The 16,567-nt window shown below is 65.6% G+C and carries 18 protein-coding genes; 7 read left to right on the top strand and 11 right to left on the bottom strand.

The genetic code is table 11. The features are described from left to right. Nucleotides 1-36: 36 nt before the first annotated feature. Nucleotides 37-939 (bottom strand): class A beta-lactamase-related serine hydrolase, encoded by a 903-nt coding sequence (locus M9921_11540; protein MCO5297480.1) that lies wholly within the window; start codon nt 937-939, stop codon nt 37-39. 100 nt (nt 940-1,039) lie between these two features. Continuing rightward, nucleotides 1,040-1,813, bottom strand: a complete 774-nt coding sequence (gene xth, locus M9921_11535) for an exodeoxyribonuclease III (protein ID MCO5297479.1) — start codon at nt 1,811-1,813, stop codon at nt 1,040-1,042. A gap of 116 nt (nt 1,814-1,929) precedes the next feature. Between xth and M9921_11530 the strand changes: the two genes are divergently transcribed. After that, complete coding sequence (locus M9921_11530; protein MCO5297478.1) at nt 1,930-3,252, top strand: hypothetical protein; 1,323 nt, start codon at nt 1,930-1,932, stop codon at nt 3,250-3,252. A 52-nt stretch (nt 3,253-3,304) separates the two neighbouring features. Here M9921_11530 and M9921_11525 read toward each other — a convergent pair whose 3' ends face one another. The 3 genes from M9921_11525 to M9921_11515 all read right to left on the bottom strand — a co-directional run bounded on the left by M9921_11525 (nt 3,305) and on the right by M9921_11515 (nt 6,196). After that, entirely contained in the window at nt 3,305-4,006 is a 702-nt protein-coding gene (locus M9921_11525) for a DUF72 domain-containing protein (protein ID MCO5297477.1), read from the bottom strand. Between the two features lie 265 nt (nt 4,007-4,271). Next, nucleotides 4,272-4,982, bottom strand: coding sequence for a Crp/Fnr family transcriptional regulator (locus M9921_11520; GenBank protein MCO5297476.1), 711 nt, complete (start codon nt 4,980-4,982; stop codon nt 4,272-4,274). 38 nt (nt 4,983-5,020) lie between these two features. Further along, nucleotides 5,021-6,196, bottom strand: coding sequence for an alginate export family protein (locus M9921_11515; protein MCO5297475.1), 1,176 nt, complete (start codon nt 6,194-6,196; stop codon nt 5,021-5,023). Nucleotides 6,197-6,299: 103 nt separating this feature from the next. Between M9921_11515 and M9921_11510 the strand changes: the two genes are divergently transcribed. Beyond that, nucleotides 6,300-6,764 carry a Rieske (2Fe-2S) protein gene (locus tag M9921_11510; GenBank protein ID MCO5297474.1) on the top strand — a complete coding sequence of 155 codons (465 nt, stop codon included), beginning with the start codon at nt 6,300-6,302 and terminating at the stop codon, nt 6,762-6,764. Beyond that, nucleotides 6,761-7,111 (top strand): cupin domain-containing protein, encoded by a 351-nt coding sequence (locus tag M9921_11505; protein ID MCO5297473.1) that lies wholly within the window; start codon nt 6,761-6,763, stop codon nt 7,109-7,111. Before M9921_11510 ends, M9921_11505 begins: the two co-directional genes overlap by 4 nt. Here the strand turns inward: M9921_11505 and M9921_11500 are convergent. The 3 genes from M9921_11500 to M9921_11490 are packed head-to-tail and all read right to left on the bottom strand — an operon-like array spanning nt 7,050 to nt 8,366. Then, nucleotides 7,050-7,658, bottom strand: coding sequence for an isoprenylcysteine carboxylmethyltransferase family protein (locus M9921_11500; protein MCO5297472.1), 609 nt, complete (start codon nt 7,656-7,658; stop codon nt 7,050-7,052). The two genes, M9921_11505 and M9921_11500, sit on opposite strands and share 62 nt — an antisense overlap. After that, nucleotides 7,655-8,041, bottom strand: a complete 387-nt coding sequence (locus M9921_11495) for a hypothetical protein (GenBank protein MCO5297471.1) — start codon at nt 8,039-8,041, stop codon at nt 7,655-7,657. The genes M9921_11500 and M9921_11495 overlap by 4 nt, the downstream gene beginning before the upstream one ends. 7 nt (nt 8,042-8,048) lie before the next feature. Then, nucleotides 8,049-8,366 carry a carboxymuconolactone decarboxylase family protein gene (locus M9921_11490; GenBank protein MCO5297470.1) on the bottom strand — a complete coding sequence of 106 codons (318 nt, stop codon included), beginning with the start codon at nt 8,364-8,366 and terminating at the stop codon, nt 8,049-8,051. A gap of 187 nt (nt 8,367-8,553) precedes the next feature. Between M9921_11490 and M9921_11485 the strand changes: the two genes are divergently transcribed. Next, nucleotides 8,554-9,081 (top strand): molybdenum cofactor guanylyltransferase, encoded by a 528-nt coding sequence (locus tag M9921_11485; protein ID MCO5297469.1) that lies wholly within the window; start codon nt 8,554-8,556, stop codon nt 9,079-9,081. Nucleotides 9,082-9,113: 32 nt separating this feature from the next. Here M9921_11485 and M9921_11480 read toward each other — a convergent pair whose 3' ends face one another. Next, on the bottom strand, nt 9,114-9,833 hold the full coding sequence (locus tag M9921_11480; protein MCO5297468.1) for a Crp/Fnr family transcriptional regulator: 720 nt from the start codon (nt 9,831-9,833) through the stop codon (nt 9,114-9,116). Further along, nucleotides 9,823-11,175 carry a hypothetical protein gene (locus tag M9921_11475; protein ID MCO5297467.1) on the bottom strand — a complete coding sequence of 451 codons (1,353 nt, stop codon included), beginning with the start codon at nt 11,173-11,175 and terminating at the stop codon, nt 9,823-9,825. The genes M9921_11480 and M9921_11475 overlap by 11 nt, the downstream gene beginning before the upstream one ends. A 116-nt stretch (nt 11,176-11,291) precedes the next feature. On the opposite strand from M9921_11475, the gene M9921_11470 reads away from it, so the two are divergent. Then, the gene (locus M9921_11470) at nt 11,292-13,745 is read left to right on the top strand and encodes a molybdopterin-dependent oxidoreductase (GenBank protein MCO5297466.1); all 2,454 of its coding nucleotides are present in this window, start codon (nt 11,292-11,294) and stop codon (nt 13,743-13,745) included. On the opposite strand, the gene M9921_11465 is transcribed toward M9921_11470, so the two are convergent. Further along, nucleotides 13,742-14,635: a DUF3592 domain-containing protein gene (locus tag M9921_11465; GenBank protein MCO5297465.1), complete on the bottom strand. Its 894-nt coding sequence runs from the start codon at nt 14,633-14,635 to the stop codon at nt 13,742-13,744. The two genes, M9921_11470 and M9921_11465, sit on opposite strands and share 4 nt — an antisense overlap. Nucleotides 14,636-14,735: 100 nt before the next feature. On the opposite strand from M9921_11465, the gene M9921_11460 reads away from it, so the two are divergent. Together M9921_11460 and M9921_11455 are read left to right on the top strand one after the other, a co-directional pair. Continuing rightward, nucleotides 14,736-15,428 carry a 4Fe-4S dicluster domain-containing protein gene (locus M9921_11460; protein ID MCO5297464.1) on the top strand — a complete coding sequence of 231 codons (693 nt, stop codon included), beginning with the start codon at nt 14,736-14,738 and terminating at the stop codon, nt 15,426-15,428. Further along, a complete protein-coding gene (locus M9921_11455) occupies nt 15,425-16,558 on the top strand; it encodes a c-type cytochrome (protein MCO5297463.1) in 1,134 nt (377 codons plus the stop codon). Before M9921_11460 ends, M9921_11455 begins: the two co-directional genes overlap by 4 nt. Nucleotides 16,559-16,567 lie beyond the last annotated feature (9 nt).

Raw genomic sequence — 16,567 nt, 5'->3', positions numbered from 1 at the left:
TCACGCAAAGAACGCTATGGACGCTAGGGGGTGGGGTCAGAGGCCCAACAACCGTTTGGCGAGGCCTTTGATGATCACCGGGGTGCCGCTGTGGGACTTCGTGTAGATCGCGATCACGCACTTCCGCGCATCGGGCAAAGTCACGAAGGCGACGTCGTGCCTGACCGTGGAGGTCCAGCCGGCTTTCGAGTGAAGCTCCGAGCCGGAGGGGAGGACTGCTCCCGTGAAATCCTTGGACTGCGAATCCGCGTCCTTGCTGTCCGCCGGGATCTGGCGATGCAGCAGCTCGAGCATCTGGTCGCAGCGCTGCGGGGTCACGATCTGGTGCGTGGCGATCTCGACCATCAGCCTGGCCGTCGTGTTGGACGTGAGGCTGTTGCGGTTCTCGTAGTTCGGTCCGAGGAACTGGCGCTCGCGTCCGTAGGGGCCCTCGCCGTACGTCTTCTGGTTCACGTTGATGCCTTCGTAGCCCCGCTCGGCGTACCAGCGGTTCACCACGTTGCGGCGTTCCGACCATTGTTCGAGGGCTTTGGGCGCAAGTTCGGGCCCGCCCGTGGTGTCGGTGACAAGGTCCACCACGGCCTGGGTGGCCTCGTTCGAGGAGTCCACGATCATGTCGCGCAGGCAACGGTCCACCTCGTCCGTTCGTCGGATCTCCCCGCGCTCCATCCGCTCGTGGGCAAATGCGAGATAGAAGAGCTTCACGACGCTCGCGGGATAGTAAGGCTCGTCGCCACGGTACTGTCCCATCTTGAACGGCCCCTTCCCTTCCCCCAGCTCCACGTAGGTCGCCGAGACCTCGTCGGGCTTGACGCCCGTGGCCTCCACGTTCTCAGCCAGAGTCGCCTTCACCGCCTCGACCACGTGACGGGTAAGGGCGGCATCTTCGATCAAGGGTGTCGTTCCCATTGCTCCGGCACAGAGCAGCGCTGTTACCATGGCCTATTGTGGTTTATGGTTTGTGGTTTGTGGTTTGTTCGACGCGATCACCCTTCCCTCTCCCCCACAAACCATAAACCACAAACCACAAACCACAAACCTACTCCCCCAGATCCGCGTACACGAACGTGTGGTCCGAGGGGCGCTCGAGCGAGCGGGGGTCCCGGTCGACTTCGCACGCAGTGCAACGATCGGCCAGACGTTCGGTGAGGTAGATGTGGTCGATGCGCCAACCGCGGTTCTTCTCCACGGCGGCCGGGACGACGAAGTCCCAGAACGTGTAGTGGCCGGGGCCTTCGTGAAACTTCCGGTACGCGTCCACGAAACCAAAATCGCGAATCGCCTCCAGGCGGGCGAACTCCTCGGGGTGGTGGCCGACGCCGCCGAGGAAGCGGGGGGAGTTGTAGACGTCGTCGGGCGTTGGCGCGATGTTGATGTCGCCGAGCCACACGACGGGGTCGGAGGATTTGAACCGTTCGCCAAGGTACTTGGCAAACCGCTCGAGCCACCGGAGCTTGTACTCGAACTTGTCGGTGCCCACCTCGGTGCCGTTCGGCACGTACGTGTTGACGACCGCCACGCCACCCACCAGCGCGCTGATGATCCGGCAGTCCTCCGGGAACACAGGATCCCCAAAGCCGGTGGTCACGTGCGTCGGCGGCGTGCGGGTGATCAGGGCCACGCCGTTTCGGGCCTTCTGGCCGTGGATCGTCGCGTGCCACCCCCACTCCTCGAACTCCGCCACCGGGAATTTCGCGTCCTCGCACTTGGTCTCCTGAAGGGCCAGCACGTCGGGCTCGTATTCCGCGAGCCAGTCGAGAATGATCGGGAGCCGCACCCGCACCGAGTTGCAGTTGAAAGTCGCCACACGCACGGTCGGAGCGTACCGCCCGGGGCGTTGGTCGTTTGTCGTTGGTCGTTTGTCGTCCGGGAGCGCGACAAACGACAAACGATCAACGATAGACGTCCCCCGGAGTTACAATGAGACTGATGAAAGTCCTTGCCGCGGTGTTGGGTCTTCTTGTCGCCGCGTCGTGCTGGGCGCAGAGCCCGACGGATGCGATCCTTGTTGGGGACAAGGGGTACATTCCCCTTCCGCCGGAGCTGGTTTGCGAACCGACGGTGAAGGACGCGCAGTGGTCGCCCGAGGGGCGGAGCGTGTTGGCGATCCGGACCCGGATTCTGGCCACCCCCGTGCAACTTCAGAAACTCCTCGAGGCGAGGACTCCCAGCGCGCAACCGGAGATGGAAGAGACGATCGTCCTTTGGAGCGCGATCCGCCGGACGTCCCAGGAGATTTTCAAGCTCCCATCGCATCAGGGAACGGTCGAGGGAGTGGGATGGTTCGGCGGTAGCGACGTGGGGTTTGCGATCGTGCGCTACCACGAGGGCCCGACCCCATGGGCCCTGTATCGCATCGCGGCCTCCTCGGGCCAAATGAAGCCCATCGCCACCGGCGAGCAAAGCGAACTCTGGATCCCAAGTCCGCGGGCGTCACTGGGACTTGCATTGCATATGGCTCGACCCGGTCGCGAACTCGCCGCGAACACGATCCAGGGCCGGGTGATCGACTCGGACGGCCACATCGTGGCCACCTTCTCGACGCCAGGATTCGGCGCCACGTCCTGGTCCTCCGACGGGAAGAGAGTTTATTGGCGCGCATTCGAAGCCGCCCGGGCAGCCGGTGCCCCGCCCACCCCGGTTCGAGTTCACTACAACGCCCTCGATCTGCGCACCGGCGCGATCACCCGCATCGACAAGCCCAACGACATCTACGAAGAGCCGAAGCCGCTTCTGCAGCTCGGCGCCGTCACCCTTTCCGGGCCCAAGGTCACGCCCTCTCCGCGTGCGCTCCTCCTCTCGGGCGAAGGGCCCGAAGGCGGCCAAGCCCTGATCACGGGCGATTTCCAAGGGCTTGCCAAACTCTCTCCCACGAACGACGCCGTGCTCTACAAGTCGAACGATGCCCTCTTCGTGCGCCCGCTGCTGCAACTCGGAGCGGATCAACTTCGAGAACTGCGCGCCGCGGCCGAACGCGCGGAGGTCCTCTCGCGGGGCAAACAGTGCGCCTTGGCGCTGATCATGTACGCCTCCGACTACGACGACGTTTTTCCCCCCGCAGGCGACATCTCAAGCCAGATCATGCCGTACCTCAAGAACGCGGACCTGTTGCAGGGCTTCTCCTACACCTACAAAGGTGGACCTATGAAGGACATCGAGCAGCCCGCCCAAACAGAACTCGGGTTCGTGCAGGGCGACGGCGGACGCGCCATTTTGTACGCCGACGGCCACGTGGTTTGGAAGAAAGACTAGCGTGGTTTGTGGTTTGTGGTTTGTGGTTTGTGGAACGACAAACGACAAACGATCAACGACCAACGAGCTCGAGCAGCCGGTCCGCCCACTCCCAGGGGGCGCCTTCGTCTTCGTGTTTGCAGAAGACGAAACACTCCTTCTGGCTCGCCAGGAACTTCTCCGCCCACGCCTTGAGCGCGGCGTCGTCGTAGCTGGACTTCCGCAGACGCACGTACCAGAAATCGGCGGGGTCGTGGTGGACGAGGTCGTCCTCGTCGGTCTCGGAGGCGACCCAGGCCGCGTTCGCCCCGCGGAGGATCTCCACCACTTCTGCGCAGTTCCACGTTGCGTTCCGAAACTCGAACGCGTACCGCTGGCCCTGGGGAATTCCCTCCAGGAACGACTTGAGCCGGTCGTCGTCGCGCTTGAGGTTGGGAGGAAGCTGCACCAGCATCGGCCCAAGCCGCCCCGCCTTGGCCATCGGCGACAGACGCTCGAGCATGAACTTCATGGACCCGTACGATTCCGGCTTCATCCGCGCGCGGTGCGTGATGTCGCGGTGGGCCTTGGGCACGAACCAGAACTGCTCCGGCGTGTTGGCCAGCCACGTCTCCACGGCCTTCTCGGACGGCATGCGGTACCACGTGCCGTCCATCTCCACCGTCTCGTAGCGCGTGCCGTAGTACGCGAGGTAGCCGTCCGGCTTGGTGTCTTCCGGGTAGAAACGCCCCACCCAAGGCTTGTACGAATAGCCCGAGAGTCCGATGTGGATCATCTGATTATCATGGCCGACCGAAGCTCGTGTGGGAGTGCGCGCGCTTGCGCGTCGCCCTGCAAGGTCATTTGGGAGTGCGCGCGCTTGCGCGTCGCCTTCCTTCGAGCGGCTTGCCGCGAGGGGTCCGTGGGAGTCAAACAAGTTTGACGGTGCAGGGCGACGAGCAAGCTCGCGCACTCCCAAATCTTTCGGGATGGCGACGAGCAAGCTCGCGCACTCCCAAATCTTTAGGGAATGGCGACGAGCAAGCTCGCGCACTCCCAGATCACCCTGAGTGGTCGAGGACTTCTTGGAGGGCGTCGGTGTCGAGGAGCGTGATGATGTGGCTTTCGGTGGCCACCACGCCCTCCTTCTGCCAACGGCTCATCACGCGGATGGCCGTTTCGGTCGAAGTCCCGGCGAGTTCGGCCAGGTCCTGGCGGGTGAGCGGGACCTGCAGCCGCACGCCGGCGGGCGTTTCCTCGCCGTACGAGTCGGTGAGCATGAACAGGATCGTGGCCATGCGCTGCTCGACACGACCGCTGGAGAGCCGGGCGAGGAGGTTCATCTTGTCGTGCAGGCGGATCGAACTTCGCCGGATCAAGCGGTCCTTGAACGCGTGGTTCGCCTCGTAGATCGGCCCGAAGGTCGTCTTGGGAATCTTGAGATAGCTCAGCTCCGTGACCGCGATCGCGGTGAGCGGACAGCCGACGCCCTCGATGGTGCCCATCATGCCGAAAATCTGGCCCGGGCCCATGATCTCGAGCGCGGCGTCGTGTCCGCTGGCAGAGCCCTTCACCATCTTCACGAACCCTAGGGAGACCAGCCCGAAAAACTCGACCTCCGACCCGTGCAGCCAAACCGCCTCCCCGCGCGCTGCCCGCGCCATGCGCGAGTTTCGCGCGAGGGTCTGCATCTCCTCGGCCGTCAGGGAGTTGAGCAGCGTGCTCGAGTGCAGGACGCTCTCGATCGTGGGCTGCTGGATCGGGTCTAGCATGACGTCTCCGATTGTAGCAGGAGATTCCCCGCCCCTCCTCAGAAGCGCCCCTGCACCGACAGGTACCCCCACGTCTGGGCATCCCCGTGGCCCCCGTTCAACGCTCGGATGAACCCGCCGGGCTCGAACCGGGAGATCCCAGCCGCGACCGACCAGCTCGGCGAGAGCTTCGTCGACGCTTCGAGATTCCACTCCGAACCGACGTCCTTGCCACTCGTCCCGCTCGGATCGAGGTAAACGCCGCCCGACCGCTTGTTCGGTGCCCCTCCCGCGCCGTACCACGCGTCGGCCGCGTCGGCGAGAAAGAACTGGTGATAGGTCACCGAAACGGTTGCGCCCGGCTTCAACTGGTGTTCGAACCCGACCGACCACTCGTTCATGTTCTTCCACCCCTGCAGGTCCGAGGTTCCGTACTTGTTGTGGTTCGTGGGATACAGGTTGTCGAACGTCCGCACCGTGTTCGAATCGCCGCCGCCGCTCGCGGCGTTCACCTCGGCGAGGAGGCGGTTTCGCGCGTCGAGCTTCCTCGAACCCCCGACATGGACTGCCCAGCCGCGCTGGTCCTTGCTACCCACCTCGCCCGCCTGCAGCGCGACCTCGTACTCCACATCCACCGCGCCCTTCATGGACCCGCGGTGCGCCAGCGTCGTGATGTCCACGTCGCCGCCGGCGGGCTCGTCGTGTTTGACCACCAGCATCGACTCGCCTCCGCGCCACCGTGCGACGGCGCCCGCCACCCACGCGTCGGGCAGTTCGGGGAGGCTCACCCCGATCCGCGCCGCGAACAGGTCGTACATCTTCGTCGTCACGCGAACGCCATCGTAGGCCCGCGCGACGTTCGCCCACTCAAGGTTGCCGATCAGCCTCTCGTTGCCAAAGGCGATCTTCTGTCGACCGGCAGTCACCGTCGTCCCCCCCTCTCGCCGGCGGACAAACGCCAGATTCGCATCGCTGTTCTGGGTCGAGAAGTTCCGCGCATCGGTCCAGATCGCATCCGTCGCGAGCTGATACTGGAATGCGCCGCTCCAGCCGTCGCCCGCCTCGAACTCCACCCCCACCCGGGCGCGCGTGAACAGATCGGATTTGCCGTCCGGAACATCGCGGTTGAAGTCGCGATCGATTCGTCGCTCGAACCGTTCCCGAAGCTCGAACGTGCGTTTCCAAACGACCTGGGGCGAAACCGAAATGGGGGGCATTGCCACGAGCCAGAACATGCGAACTCCTCCTTCCCTTGCGGGACTTCGAACCCATGGTCGCCCCGCGTGTCGGGCCGCTCCATGATCCAGGTCATATCGGGTGTGGGACAATGGCACCGCAATGTGCGATCCGAGCGATGCCGAAACCACCCGACGCGAGATCCTGCGCAGACTCTCGTGCGGCGCGGTGGCGGCGGGCGGATGGTCCGGCGTCGGGCCCTGGGAACTGTTCCGCCGCGTCGCGCGCCTTCTGCAGCCCAAGCGCATCTGCGCGCTGGAGGAGTTGCCGCCCAACAACTCGGTCGCCTTCGCCTATCCGCGCGCGCAAGACGCGTGTCTGCTCCTCCGCACCGAGCAGGGCGAGTTGCGGGCGTACTCCCGAACGTGCACCCACCTCGGGTGCACGGTCGGATGGAACGCAAAATCCCACCGCATCGAGTGTCCCTGCCACGGCGGCGCCTACGACGCCGATACGGGCGAGGTCGTCGAAGGACCCCCGCCCGATCCGCTCCCACGCGTGGTCGTCGAAGTCCGGAACGGCGACGTCTGGGCGATCGGTTTGCGCGAAGGAGGCTCCCTCCGGTGAACCCGCCCGTCGACCTACTCAAGATCCTGGCCGCGGCGTCCGGAGGCGGCGCCCAGTGGGGGTGCGACGGCGAGGATCTCAACCTCACCCTCGTCAGTTGGCCGCAGGGAGGGGGCGCGCCCGAACACGTCAACGACCTTCTCGACGTGGCCATGATCGGGATCGAGGGCGAGGGATTGGTGGAGATCGATGGCGCAGAACACTCGCTTGCAGCGGGCCAACTGCTCGTGATCCCCAAGGGCGCGCGCCGGCGCATTGCCGCCACGTCTTCGCGCTTCGCCTACCTCAACGTGCATCGGCGACGGGTCCTTCAGCTTGGGACAGCCCCGGCTCGCGTGCGCCCATGACCTTCCGATACGGTCTCGCGGATGGGATCCAGTTGCGCACGGCGTCCCGATACTCGGTGAACTCGGCGCCAAACCGCCGTTCGAGATCGCGCTCCTCGAAGGGGCGCGCAAGCATGTGCCAGGCGAACACCCCGCACACTGCGTACATGACGACGGGCCAGGAGCCGAGCCACACGCCGACCATCACGCCCTGGAAGATGCCGAGGATCGCCATCGGATTCCTCACCCAACGGTAGGGACCCGCGATGACGAGCCGCGTCGTCTCGTCGAGCGGAAAGGGCGTGCCGGCGCCGAAACGGACGAAGAGGCTGCCGCAGTAGATTCCCGTGAGCCCGGCAAGCCAGAAGAGCGCGAAGGCCGCCCAAGCCCATGGGCCGGGTTCGAAGCGCGGGATGCCAAGCGCCTCTTGGAGTTCGAGCACGCCTGCGGGCAGCACGGCGAGGAAGATCCCCCACATGAACGCCGTCTGCAAGAACGTGCAGACGGCGTTGCGCCGAATCGAGTCATCGCGCGCCGGCCGGAAGAACCGCATCGGGTCGAAGCTCACGAAACCCTCCCCAACACGCGCACCACCCACGCGGTTCCGCCGACGGTCAAGGCCATCGCGACGTCGGCCACCGGCTTCGTGCCGATCGGCCAGTTCGCGGCGAGGGCGCCCAGGGTCGCATAGGTGGCCGCGCCCAGTGTAAACCAGGCGGCCACCTTCGCGGCGGGATGCGAGCGAAGAACGAGGCCCCCGGCAAGCAGAGACCCTCCTCCGAACACGAGCAGATCCGGGATCGCGAACCGGCGCAGCAGTTCGTAGGAGTCGTCCGCGAAGAAGATGGCGCGCGCTTCAGGCGCGCCGAACATCCACACCCACCACAGCGCGGTCGCCGCGGCTTGGGCCACGAGGTACCACCCTGTCCACGCCGGGACGCGGCCGGTCATCCGGCGTTCACTCCTTGGGCTCGAGGACGTCGTCCACCCACGAGAGGCCTGCCATCATGTTCGGGAAACCCACGGTCGTCGTGGCCAGGATCGCGGCATGCCGTACCTCGTCGGGCGTCGCCCCGGCTTCGAGCGCCTTGCGCACGTGGCTGTGGACCGCGCCCTCCATGCGCGCGCCAAGCGCGATCCCGAGTTTCACCAACGCCTGCGTCTTGCGCTCCAGCGGCCCCGCCTCGGCGACGGCCTCGCCAAGGGCGTTGTAGGCCTCCCCGACCTTGGGGTGCCGCTCGACGAATCTCAAGAACCGTGAGGGAATCTTGTTCATGGGCTTATGATAGGCGGAACCTGGGGGGGAGTTTCACGCAAGGGGGGGGGGGGTGTTTCACGCAAAGGACGCTAAGGGCGCGAAGGGGGGGGTGTTTCACGCAAGGGACGCAAAGTGCGCAAAGGGGGATTTTCACACAGAGACGGGGAGGCGCGGAGGGGGGATTGCCCGGGGTAGGTTGTTTGGAGTGGCGATCGAGGCGGTGGTTTTGACCGGGGGTGCGAGCCGACGGATGGGCCGGGACAAGGCGAGCCTTCCGGTGGCGGGGACGCCGATGGGTTTGCGCATCGCGCAATCCCTTCGTGATGCCGGAATACCGGTCACGGTGCTTGGCCGCGAGCCCCTCGAGGGGTTTCCGTTCCTCGCCGATGCGCAGGCGTTCGGGGGGCCGCTCGCGGCGCTGCGCGCGTTCCGCTCCACCGAGCCCGCCGTCTTCGTCGCCGCGTGCGACATGCCGCGTTTTGATCCCAGGATCGTGGAGTTCCTCCAGGCGCAGCTCGGGGGCCATGACGCTGCCATCCCGGCTCTGGAAGGGCGCTTGCAACCGCTCTGCGCGCTCTACACCGAAGGCGCGTTGGCCCGGCTCCGCGAGCCTCGGTTCGCCGATGTCCAGGCCGTCATGCGGTGGGTGGACACGCTGTCCATCGCCCAGGTGGAAACAGGCTTCGAACCGGAGTGGATCCGAGGCGCCAACACCCCCGCCGACCTCCCCTAACCCCTCTGGCAGTACACCGGATTCCTCGGCTGTCATGCGTGCAGGGTGGCGGCGAGTTGCTCCTCGTCGCGTACCGTGATGCGGCGGCTCTCCGTGGTGACGATGCCCTCCTTCTGCCACCGGCTCATGATGCGGATGGTCGTCTCCACCGTCGTTCCCGCCATCTCCGCCAAATCCTGCCGCGTCAACGGTACGGCGAGCTCCACGCCGCCATCCCCGCGCCGCCCATAGCTGTCCGCGAGCAGCAGCAACACGGCGGCCAGCCGCTCCTCCACCCGCCCCGAGGAGAGCCGCCCCATCATGTCGTGGGCGCGCCGCAGGCGAGGCGTGAGGGTTCGGAGCAGTTGGTCCTTGAACGGTCCGCACGCCTGGTACACCGGGATGAGGGCGCGGGTCGGCACCTTCAGGTACCACGTGTTGCTCACCGCGATCGCGCTGAGCGGGAACGGCCGTCCCTCCAACGCGGCCATCAGGCCGAAGCACTGACCCGGTCCCAGCAACTCCACGGCGACGTCCATGCCGGCGGCGCTCGACTTCGCCATCTTCACGAACCCGACCCCGACGATGCCCGTGAACACCGAGGGCGCCCCGGCGATCCAGATGGCCTCTCCGCGCTCGGCGTACGCCATAAACGACTCGCCCGCAAGGACCTGACGAGACTCCTCGTCGACCGCGTTGAGCAGGCTGCACGCCTCCAACACCGCAATGTTGGTCGGACGTTCGGGGACATCGGCAATCAAGCTATGCGACATAAGCCACCTTGGTCGGCGAGAGGAGTCTCGCCATCTGATACGCCCAGATCGCCAAGGCGGACAGCTCGACGAATCCGGTCATTCCCATGGGAGCGAACGCCCCCGCGTTGAAGTCCGTCCCGATCTCCAGCGCCACGCGCGCCGCGTTGCCCAGATTCAGGAGCCAGAAGACTGCCACCAGGGATGGCAAACGAACATCGTCGATCCCTCGCATGCGGGCTGCAACGTGCGTTCCCACCCCCAGCACCATCTGGGAGAGGAATCCCACGGTCACGGCGTGTCGGACCGCCCCCGTGTACGCATGGGAGAACGGAATCCCCAGAACGGCCAGATGAAGCGGTTCGAGACAGAGGAGGGCCCCCGAGACAAGCAGCCACCCAAAGGCGCCTCGAAGGAAGCGGTGCCCGCCCAACCGGACACGGGGAACCTCGAACACCCCGAGCGAGAGCGCGGCGGTCACGGCGCCGAACGCAAGCAGCACGCCCCCGAGGAAGTACGCCGTCCCCGAACCGGCCACGAATCCCCCGCGCTCGTAGGCCATCCACCCGAACGAGCGCACCAGCAGCCCCGCGTTCCAGAGCCCCCAAGCGACGAGCCCTTGAGTCCGAGCCGCGGGCCGCATGGCGAAACACGAGTGGAACTTCGTCATCGCCACCCCGAACACCATCTGCGCCACAAACCCCAAGAACTGGGCCTCACGGTACGGCTGGAACCACTTCGCGACGAAGGCAACGGCCCCCGAACCGTGGGACGCCGCAAACACGAACGGTTCGACAAGGGCCACGACCAGCAGCCAGAAGAGCGACGTGAAGATGAAGGTCGACGACCAGTGGAGAGCCTCGCCCTTGCGCTCCCGCGTCCACGTGAGGTTGACCACGAAGGCGAGCACGGCCAGCGCCTGGATCCAAGCCGAGGCGAGTCCGAGCGGCACGCCCAACGGATGGCGCATGGCCGCCATGGGTTCTGCCGCGAAACGAAGTGCGATGCCAACGAGGGCTCCCGTCAACGCAACCATGGCCAAGACGCTGAACAGCCTCCGCTTCTCGGGGCTCGGCGCATGCTGCTGGAGGGCAAAACCCATCACAAACAGCCCGATCCAACCGTAAAGCTGGGAGTTGGCGTGGGCCAGAACCCAGGGGGTCCAACCACTCTTCGTGTACGATCCGGCCTGGGCGATTCCCAGCAGCGCGACCGCGCCCAGCGTGCACCCGGCCGTCAGCACACACAGGATGCCCGCGGCGAAGAAGGGCCGGTAGATCGCGATCCCGGTGTTCCCTTCCCTTTCGACGGTGGTGCCCCGCATGGGAAGAGGCACGAGTCGAGTGCGCACGGAACCGTCCACGCTCTGAGGATGCGTTTCAGAGGGTGCTTATGCCTATGATCCCGATCATAGTTCGCAGCCAAATGCCGCCGGACAATCCCCCTGAGCCCCATTGGGCGCGTCGAGGAGGATTCAAGATGGCGACAAGGCATGCGGTACCCGGCCGGAACCAGGGCACAGCCCCCAAGGGTGAAGCGCGCGTGGTTCGCACGACGGACAGTCCGAACTGCACCGGGGCGTGCGGATGGCTGGCCACCGTGGTCGACGACACGATCGTGGACCTCAAACCCGCCGCGGACTACCCGTGCGCCGAGTACAACCCGCGAGGCTGCCTGCGCGGGATGTCGATGACCCACCTCATCTACGGCCCCGACCGAGTCAAGACGCCACTGATCCGCACCGGCGAGCGCGGCGAGGGCAAGTGGCGCAAAGCGTCCTGGGACGAGGCGCTCGACTACGTGGCGGAGAAGATGCGCACCATCATCGACGAACACGGTCCGGAGAGCCTGCTGCTGTTCAACCAAGTCGTGGCGACCGGCTACGTCCAAAAGGGCGCGCAGGTCCGGATGGCGTCCCTCCTCGGCATGACCTTCGCGACGGCCTACGACTTCAACGGCGACATCTCGATGGGATTCACCCACACCATGGGGATCGACTGTGTTGAGTGCGAAACCAAGAGCTGGGGCCACGCAAAGACCGCGATTCTCTGGTCCAGCAACGTCTTCCAGACCCGCATCCCCGACGCCAAATTTCTCACCCAATACGCCAAGCAGCGGAACAACGCGCAGATCGTGTGCATCGACCCGCGATGCAGCCAAACCGCGAAGGGGGCCGACCTCTGGATCCCCATCCACCCCGGGACGGACGGTGCCCTCGCGCTCGCGATGTGCCACGTCGTTCTCGCGGACGACCTCGCGGACTGGGAGTTCCTGCGCACGTTCACCGACTTCCCAACGCTGATCCGCCAGGACAACGGCAGACGGCTGCGGGCGTGCGATCTCGGCCTTGGCACGGACGCCGAGTTCGTGGCGTGGGACGAGCTTGCGGACGCGCCGTTCGTCCTTCCCATGGACACGCTTAAACTGCCCGCCACGGTCCGCCTGGCCGTGCGAGGCACGCGGCACGTGAAGATCGCGGGCGAGGAGGTGGCGGTGACGCCGGTCTTCCAGCTCATCGAGGACACGGTGATGCGCCCCGAGTACGAGCCGGAGCACGTCGCGACGATCACGGACGTGCCCGCCGAGACGATCCGCAAGTTGGCCCGCGACTACGCGACACAGCGCCCCTCCTCGATCATCATCGGGATGGGGGTCAACCACCGACTGCACGGCGACCTCGCCATCCGCTCGATCCTGCTTCTGTCCGCGCTGGTCGGCGCGCACGGAAAGCCCGGCGAATCGGTTTCGATCTACTCCGGCCAGCACCACTTCCGGCTCGATGTGAGTCCCTGGTGGTTCCCCGATGGCAAACGCCCCAACGCGGTGCCGATGCACTACTTCGTCATGGGCCAGCCCTCGGAAACGGCGAACCCCAAGATCAAGTACCCGAAGTCGGGATTCAAGGGCCTCTTCGTCTCCCACGGGAATCCGTTGGTGACCGAGTTCAGCGACCCGATCAAACGCTCGATCGACGCGCTCGACCTGTTCGTGACCATCGACTTCTCAATGACCCCCACGTGCGAGTACAGCGACGTGGTGTTCCCCGCCCCGACGTTCTGGGAGAAGGTCGAGCTTGTGGGGACCAGTTGCCACCCGTACCTCCAGATCCAGCAGGAGGTGCTGAGCCCGCGGTACGACAGCCGCACCGAAATGTGGATGGTTCGGGAGCTTCTGCGCCGCGTCGATCCGACGCTCCTCAAGTACTTCGAGTGCGACGAGTTCGACGCGATCCAGATGATGCTGGACGGCGGCGGCAAGGAGGTCGCCGGCATCACGGTCGAGCAGCTCAAGGCGGGGCCTGTGCGCCTCGACGTGCCCGACCCCGAAGTGGGGTGCGACGAGCAGTTCGCCGACCACCACCTCTTCCCTCCGCGCGCCTACCCGTTCCCCGAGGGGGCCCAGCGCGAGTTCCTCAAGACGGGCCGCATGGAGTTTTACAAAGAGGAGGATGTCTTCCAAAAGCTGGGCGAGACGCTCCCGATCTTCAAACCCGCGTTCGAACACCTGCCCGAGCACGACCAGCGCATGCCCCTCGCGATCGTGACGCCGCACTCGAAGTGGCGCGTGCACTCGACGCACAGCAACAACCCCCTCCTCCTGAACGTGAACCGCAAGCCCGTGGTGGAGATCAACCCGCGAGACGCCGCGGCCCGGGGCATCGCGGACGGCGATCCGGTCGAGATCTTCAACGAGAACGGCGCGTACAAGGTGTGGGCGCTCGTCACCGAGGCGATCAAGCCCGGCGTTCTGTGCGTGGATCACGGTTGGTGGGACCGCTACCTCGGCGGCGGCAAGTACCACAGCGTCCACACGCACCAGAAGGTGAAGGCGACGCACGAGAACTACTATCTGCCGGCCGTCTACGCCCCCGGGCAGCACTGGAAAGACACACGGGTGGACGTGCGCCTCTGCGCCTCAGGCGTGAGACCTTAGAGCGTGCGTCTGCCCGCGATGTAGATGGCCACGGTGAACCCCAGCGCGAGCAGGGTCCACACGCTCATGAACGCCACACCCTGCTTGGCGTTCGACAGCTCGTCGAAGGGCGACATGGACGAGTAGCCCGGTTCCGAGGGCAGGTAGCGGATGCGGAGGGTGCCCCGATCGCCGTATCCCCCGCCGTAGGGCGCCTCGCCGGAGTAGTGCTTCCCTCCGACGGTGTAGGCGTAGTCTGCGTACCTTCCGTGCTCCCCATCGTACACACCCGTGATCTGGGCGTCCACCACCTCGGCGTGGTCGGCAAGGGCCTCGGCGCGCTTCAGTTGGGGCACGGCGCTTCCAAACAGCACCCCCACGCCAACCAGAAACATCAGGCCGGTGATCACCATGCCCACAAGGAAGTTGCCCACCGGGAAGTTCAGCTTCCCGATCGCCAGCTTGCTGAACACGACCGGCCCCCAAAAGAACAAGGCCACGACGGCTTCGATCAACACCGTTCGGAAAAGGCCCGCGTTGCCCGAGTTCTGCATCGCTACCAGATCGGTTCCCGATTCGCCGGGATCGGACGGGAGGTACGTCACCTCCACGGGGTCGCCGGGGGCGTAGGTCACCACCTTCTCGGGGTCGGTGTGCGAGTAACCGTAGAGCGTCTCGCCGTTCACCACATACCGGTAACGCACCGTCGGGGCGTTGAGGTAGTCGCCGGCGCTGGTCTCGGTCACCGCTCCCTGGACGCGCACGCCCTCGGTCGCGAGCCGATTGGCCAAGGAAAGCTCCTTCCCTCCGGCAAGCCACCCGAAACCGACGCCGACGAACGTCGCGAAAAGCAACCACTGGAAGAACCGAAGGAACAGCTTCTCCGAAACCCGCGAGACGAACTCGGCCATGCCCCCATTGTCTCCCAGTTTCGCCCGTTTCGGCCCTTATGATCCGAATCATATGCGGGCCCCTCACGGCGCGCGAGAATCCAGCCAGGGATCACCAACCATGGCAAGACTCTCGATGCTCATCGACCTCACGCGCTGTATCGGCTGCGATGCGTGCACGCTGGCCTGCAAGCAGGAGAACGGCACACCGGTGGACGTGTTCTTCGCACGCGTGCTGAACGTCGAATCGGGGACGTATCCCAACGTCAAGCGGCTGTACATCCCCGTGCTGTGCAACCACTGCGACGATGCGCCTTGCCTCAAGTCGTGCCCCAACAAGGCGATCATCCGGCGCGAAGACGGGATCGTCCTCATCGACCAGGAGCGGTGCCGGGGAACCGGCGCGTGCGTCTCCGCGTGCCCCTACGGCAACGTCATGCTGATCCCCCGCGACAAGTGGTACTTGAACGAGGACGAGTCGTACGAGCGCGACCACGTGAAGCCCCGGCTCAACGAGAACGTGGCCCGGAAGTGCACCTACTGCGCGCAGCGCGTGGACGTCGGCCTCGACCCCGCGTGCGTCGTGGCGTGCCCCACCAAGGCGCGCATCTTCGGAGACCTCGAAGACCGCGAAAGCGAGATCTCCACCTACATCGAGGAGCAGAAGGTGGCGACCAAACGCGAGCCGTTCCACCTGCTTCCCGAGGCGAAGACGAAGCCCGCGGGGTGCTACCTCGGTCCCATGGCCCACCAGCAGACTTCGACACTCGGCGCGCCGGCGCCCGTTCCCGGCGGCAAGGAGGAGCAGGCGTGAAGCAGTTCGTTGTCTGGTTCGCGGTTCTCGCGTCGTCGGTTGCCATCGCCCAAGGGCCCGCCCAGCAGGCCCACGAGTCCGAGGTGTACTCCACGGCGACGTGCGTCGGATGCCACGGGGTAACCGCCATGGGCGGCTTGGGACCGCCCCTGGCCACCACGAAACTCACCTACGAGGAGTTCCTCGACACGGTCCGCAAGGGCAAGGGCATGATGCCCGCGACCCCCGCCACCGAGCTGCCCGACGCCGACGTGAAGGCGCTGCACGACGAAGTGCAGAAGATGCCGTGGATCGAGTCGCAGATTCCGCTCTCCTACACCGTCGGCCGGATGCTGAGCACACACTCGGTGACGCACCTGTTCCTCGCCGTCTTCCTGTTCGCGTTCATCTTCGGCGTCCGCGTGTTGGTCTACTGGCTCGGCTGCGCGGGATGGAAGAACCTCTCGCCGTACGTGAAGAAGTTCGGGCGCCTCCGGGCCACGGGGATCGCGCTGCGCTCGCTGGTCGTGGACGGGCTGTGCGTCGCCTCGCTCTTCAGGAAGAACCGCTTCCGATGGTTCATGCACGGCCTGATCCTCTACGGGTTCCTGGGTTTGATGCTCGCGGACATCCTGATGCAGATCTTCAACCCGACGCGCGGCGACCTGTCGCTGCTGGACCCGCTGAAGATCCTGCCCATCGTCTCCGGCATCGCCGTCATGACCGGCGTGTTCTACGTGCTGTTCCGCTACCGGACGGACCCCTACATCGACAACGGACTGACCCTGGGGCGCGATTTCCTTTTCGTCAACCTTCTCGTCCACACGGTGGTCAGCGGGTTCCTCACGGTGATCATCAACCGAAGCGGCCAGTCGGGTTGGGTCATGCCCGTCTACCTCTACCACCTCGGCTCGATCACGCTTCTGATCGCCACCGCGCCCTTCACCCGGTTCGCCCACGCGTGGGTCGTTCCGGCGCTGGTCGCGATGACCCGCGTCACCGAGGCCGTCACGGCTTCGGGCGTGAACCTCGGCTTCGAGCGGGAACCTGCGCCGGGCCGGCACCACAAATCCGAGCGCATCGCCCTTGGCGTGCTGAAGGCGATCGACCCCGACTACGAAGGACCCACCACGCTTCGCTACTACCCCTAATGGGAACGC

It is taken from the genome of Fimbriimonadaceae bacterium (genome assembly GCA_023957775.1).
Taxonomy (GTDB): domain Bacteria; phylum Armatimonadota; class Fimbriimonadia; order Fimbriimonadales; family Fimbriimonadaceae; genus JAMLGR01.
This window is presented reverse-complemented; position numbering and strand designations above follow the sequence as displayed.

Excerpts from the sequence above, each read along its gene's own strand:
- M9921_11540 (MCO5297480.1), bottom strand. The coding sequence starts at position 939 with ATGGTAACAGCGCTGCTCTGTGCCGGAGCAATGGGAACGACACCCTTG.
- M9921_11530 (MCO5297478.1), top strand. The coding sequence starts at position 1,930 with ATGAAAGTCCTTGCCGCGGTGTTGGGTCTTCTTGTCGCCGCGTCGTGC.
- M9921_11525 (MCO5297477.1), bottom strand. The coding sequence starts at position 4,006 with ATGATCCACATCGGACTCTCGGGCTATTCGTACAAGCCTTGGGTGGGG.
- M9921_11520 (MCO5297476.1), bottom strand. The coding sequence starts at position 4,982 with ATGCTAGACCCGATCCAGCAGCCCACGATCGAGAGCGTCCTGCACTCG.
- M9921_11515 (MCO5297475.1), bottom strand. The coding sequence starts at position 6,196 with ATGTTCTGGCTCGTGGCAATGCCCCCCATTTCGGTTTCGCCCCAGGTC.
- M9921_11510 (MCO5297474.1), top strand. The coding sequence starts at position 6,300 with ATGTGCGATCCGAGCGATGCCGAAACCACCCGACGCGAGATCCTGCGC.
- M9921_11495 (MCO5297471.1), bottom strand. The coding sequence starts at position 8,041 with ATGACCGGCCGCGTCCCGGCGTGGACAGGGTGGTACCTCGTGGCCCAA.
- M9921_11490 (MCO5297470.1), bottom strand. The coding sequence starts at position 8,366 with ATGAACAAGATTCCCTCACGGTTCTTGAGATTCGTCGAGCGGCACCCC.
- M9921_11480 (MCO5297468.1), bottom strand. The coding sequence starts at position 9,833 with ATGTCGCATAGCTTGATTGCCGATGTCCCCGAACGTCCGACCAACATT.
- M9921_11470 (MCO5297466.1), top strand. The coding sequence starts at position 11,292 with ATGGCGACAAGGCATGCGGTACCCGGCCGGAACCAGGGCACAGCCCCC.
- M9921_11465 (MCO5297465.1), bottom strand. The coding sequence starts at position 14,635 with ATGGCCGAGTTCGTCTCGCGGGTTTCGGAGAAGCTGTTCCTTCGGTTC.
- M9921_11460 (MCO5297464.1), top strand. The coding sequence starts at position 14,736 with ATGGCAAGACTCTCGATGCTCATCGACCTCACGCGCTGTATCGGCTGC.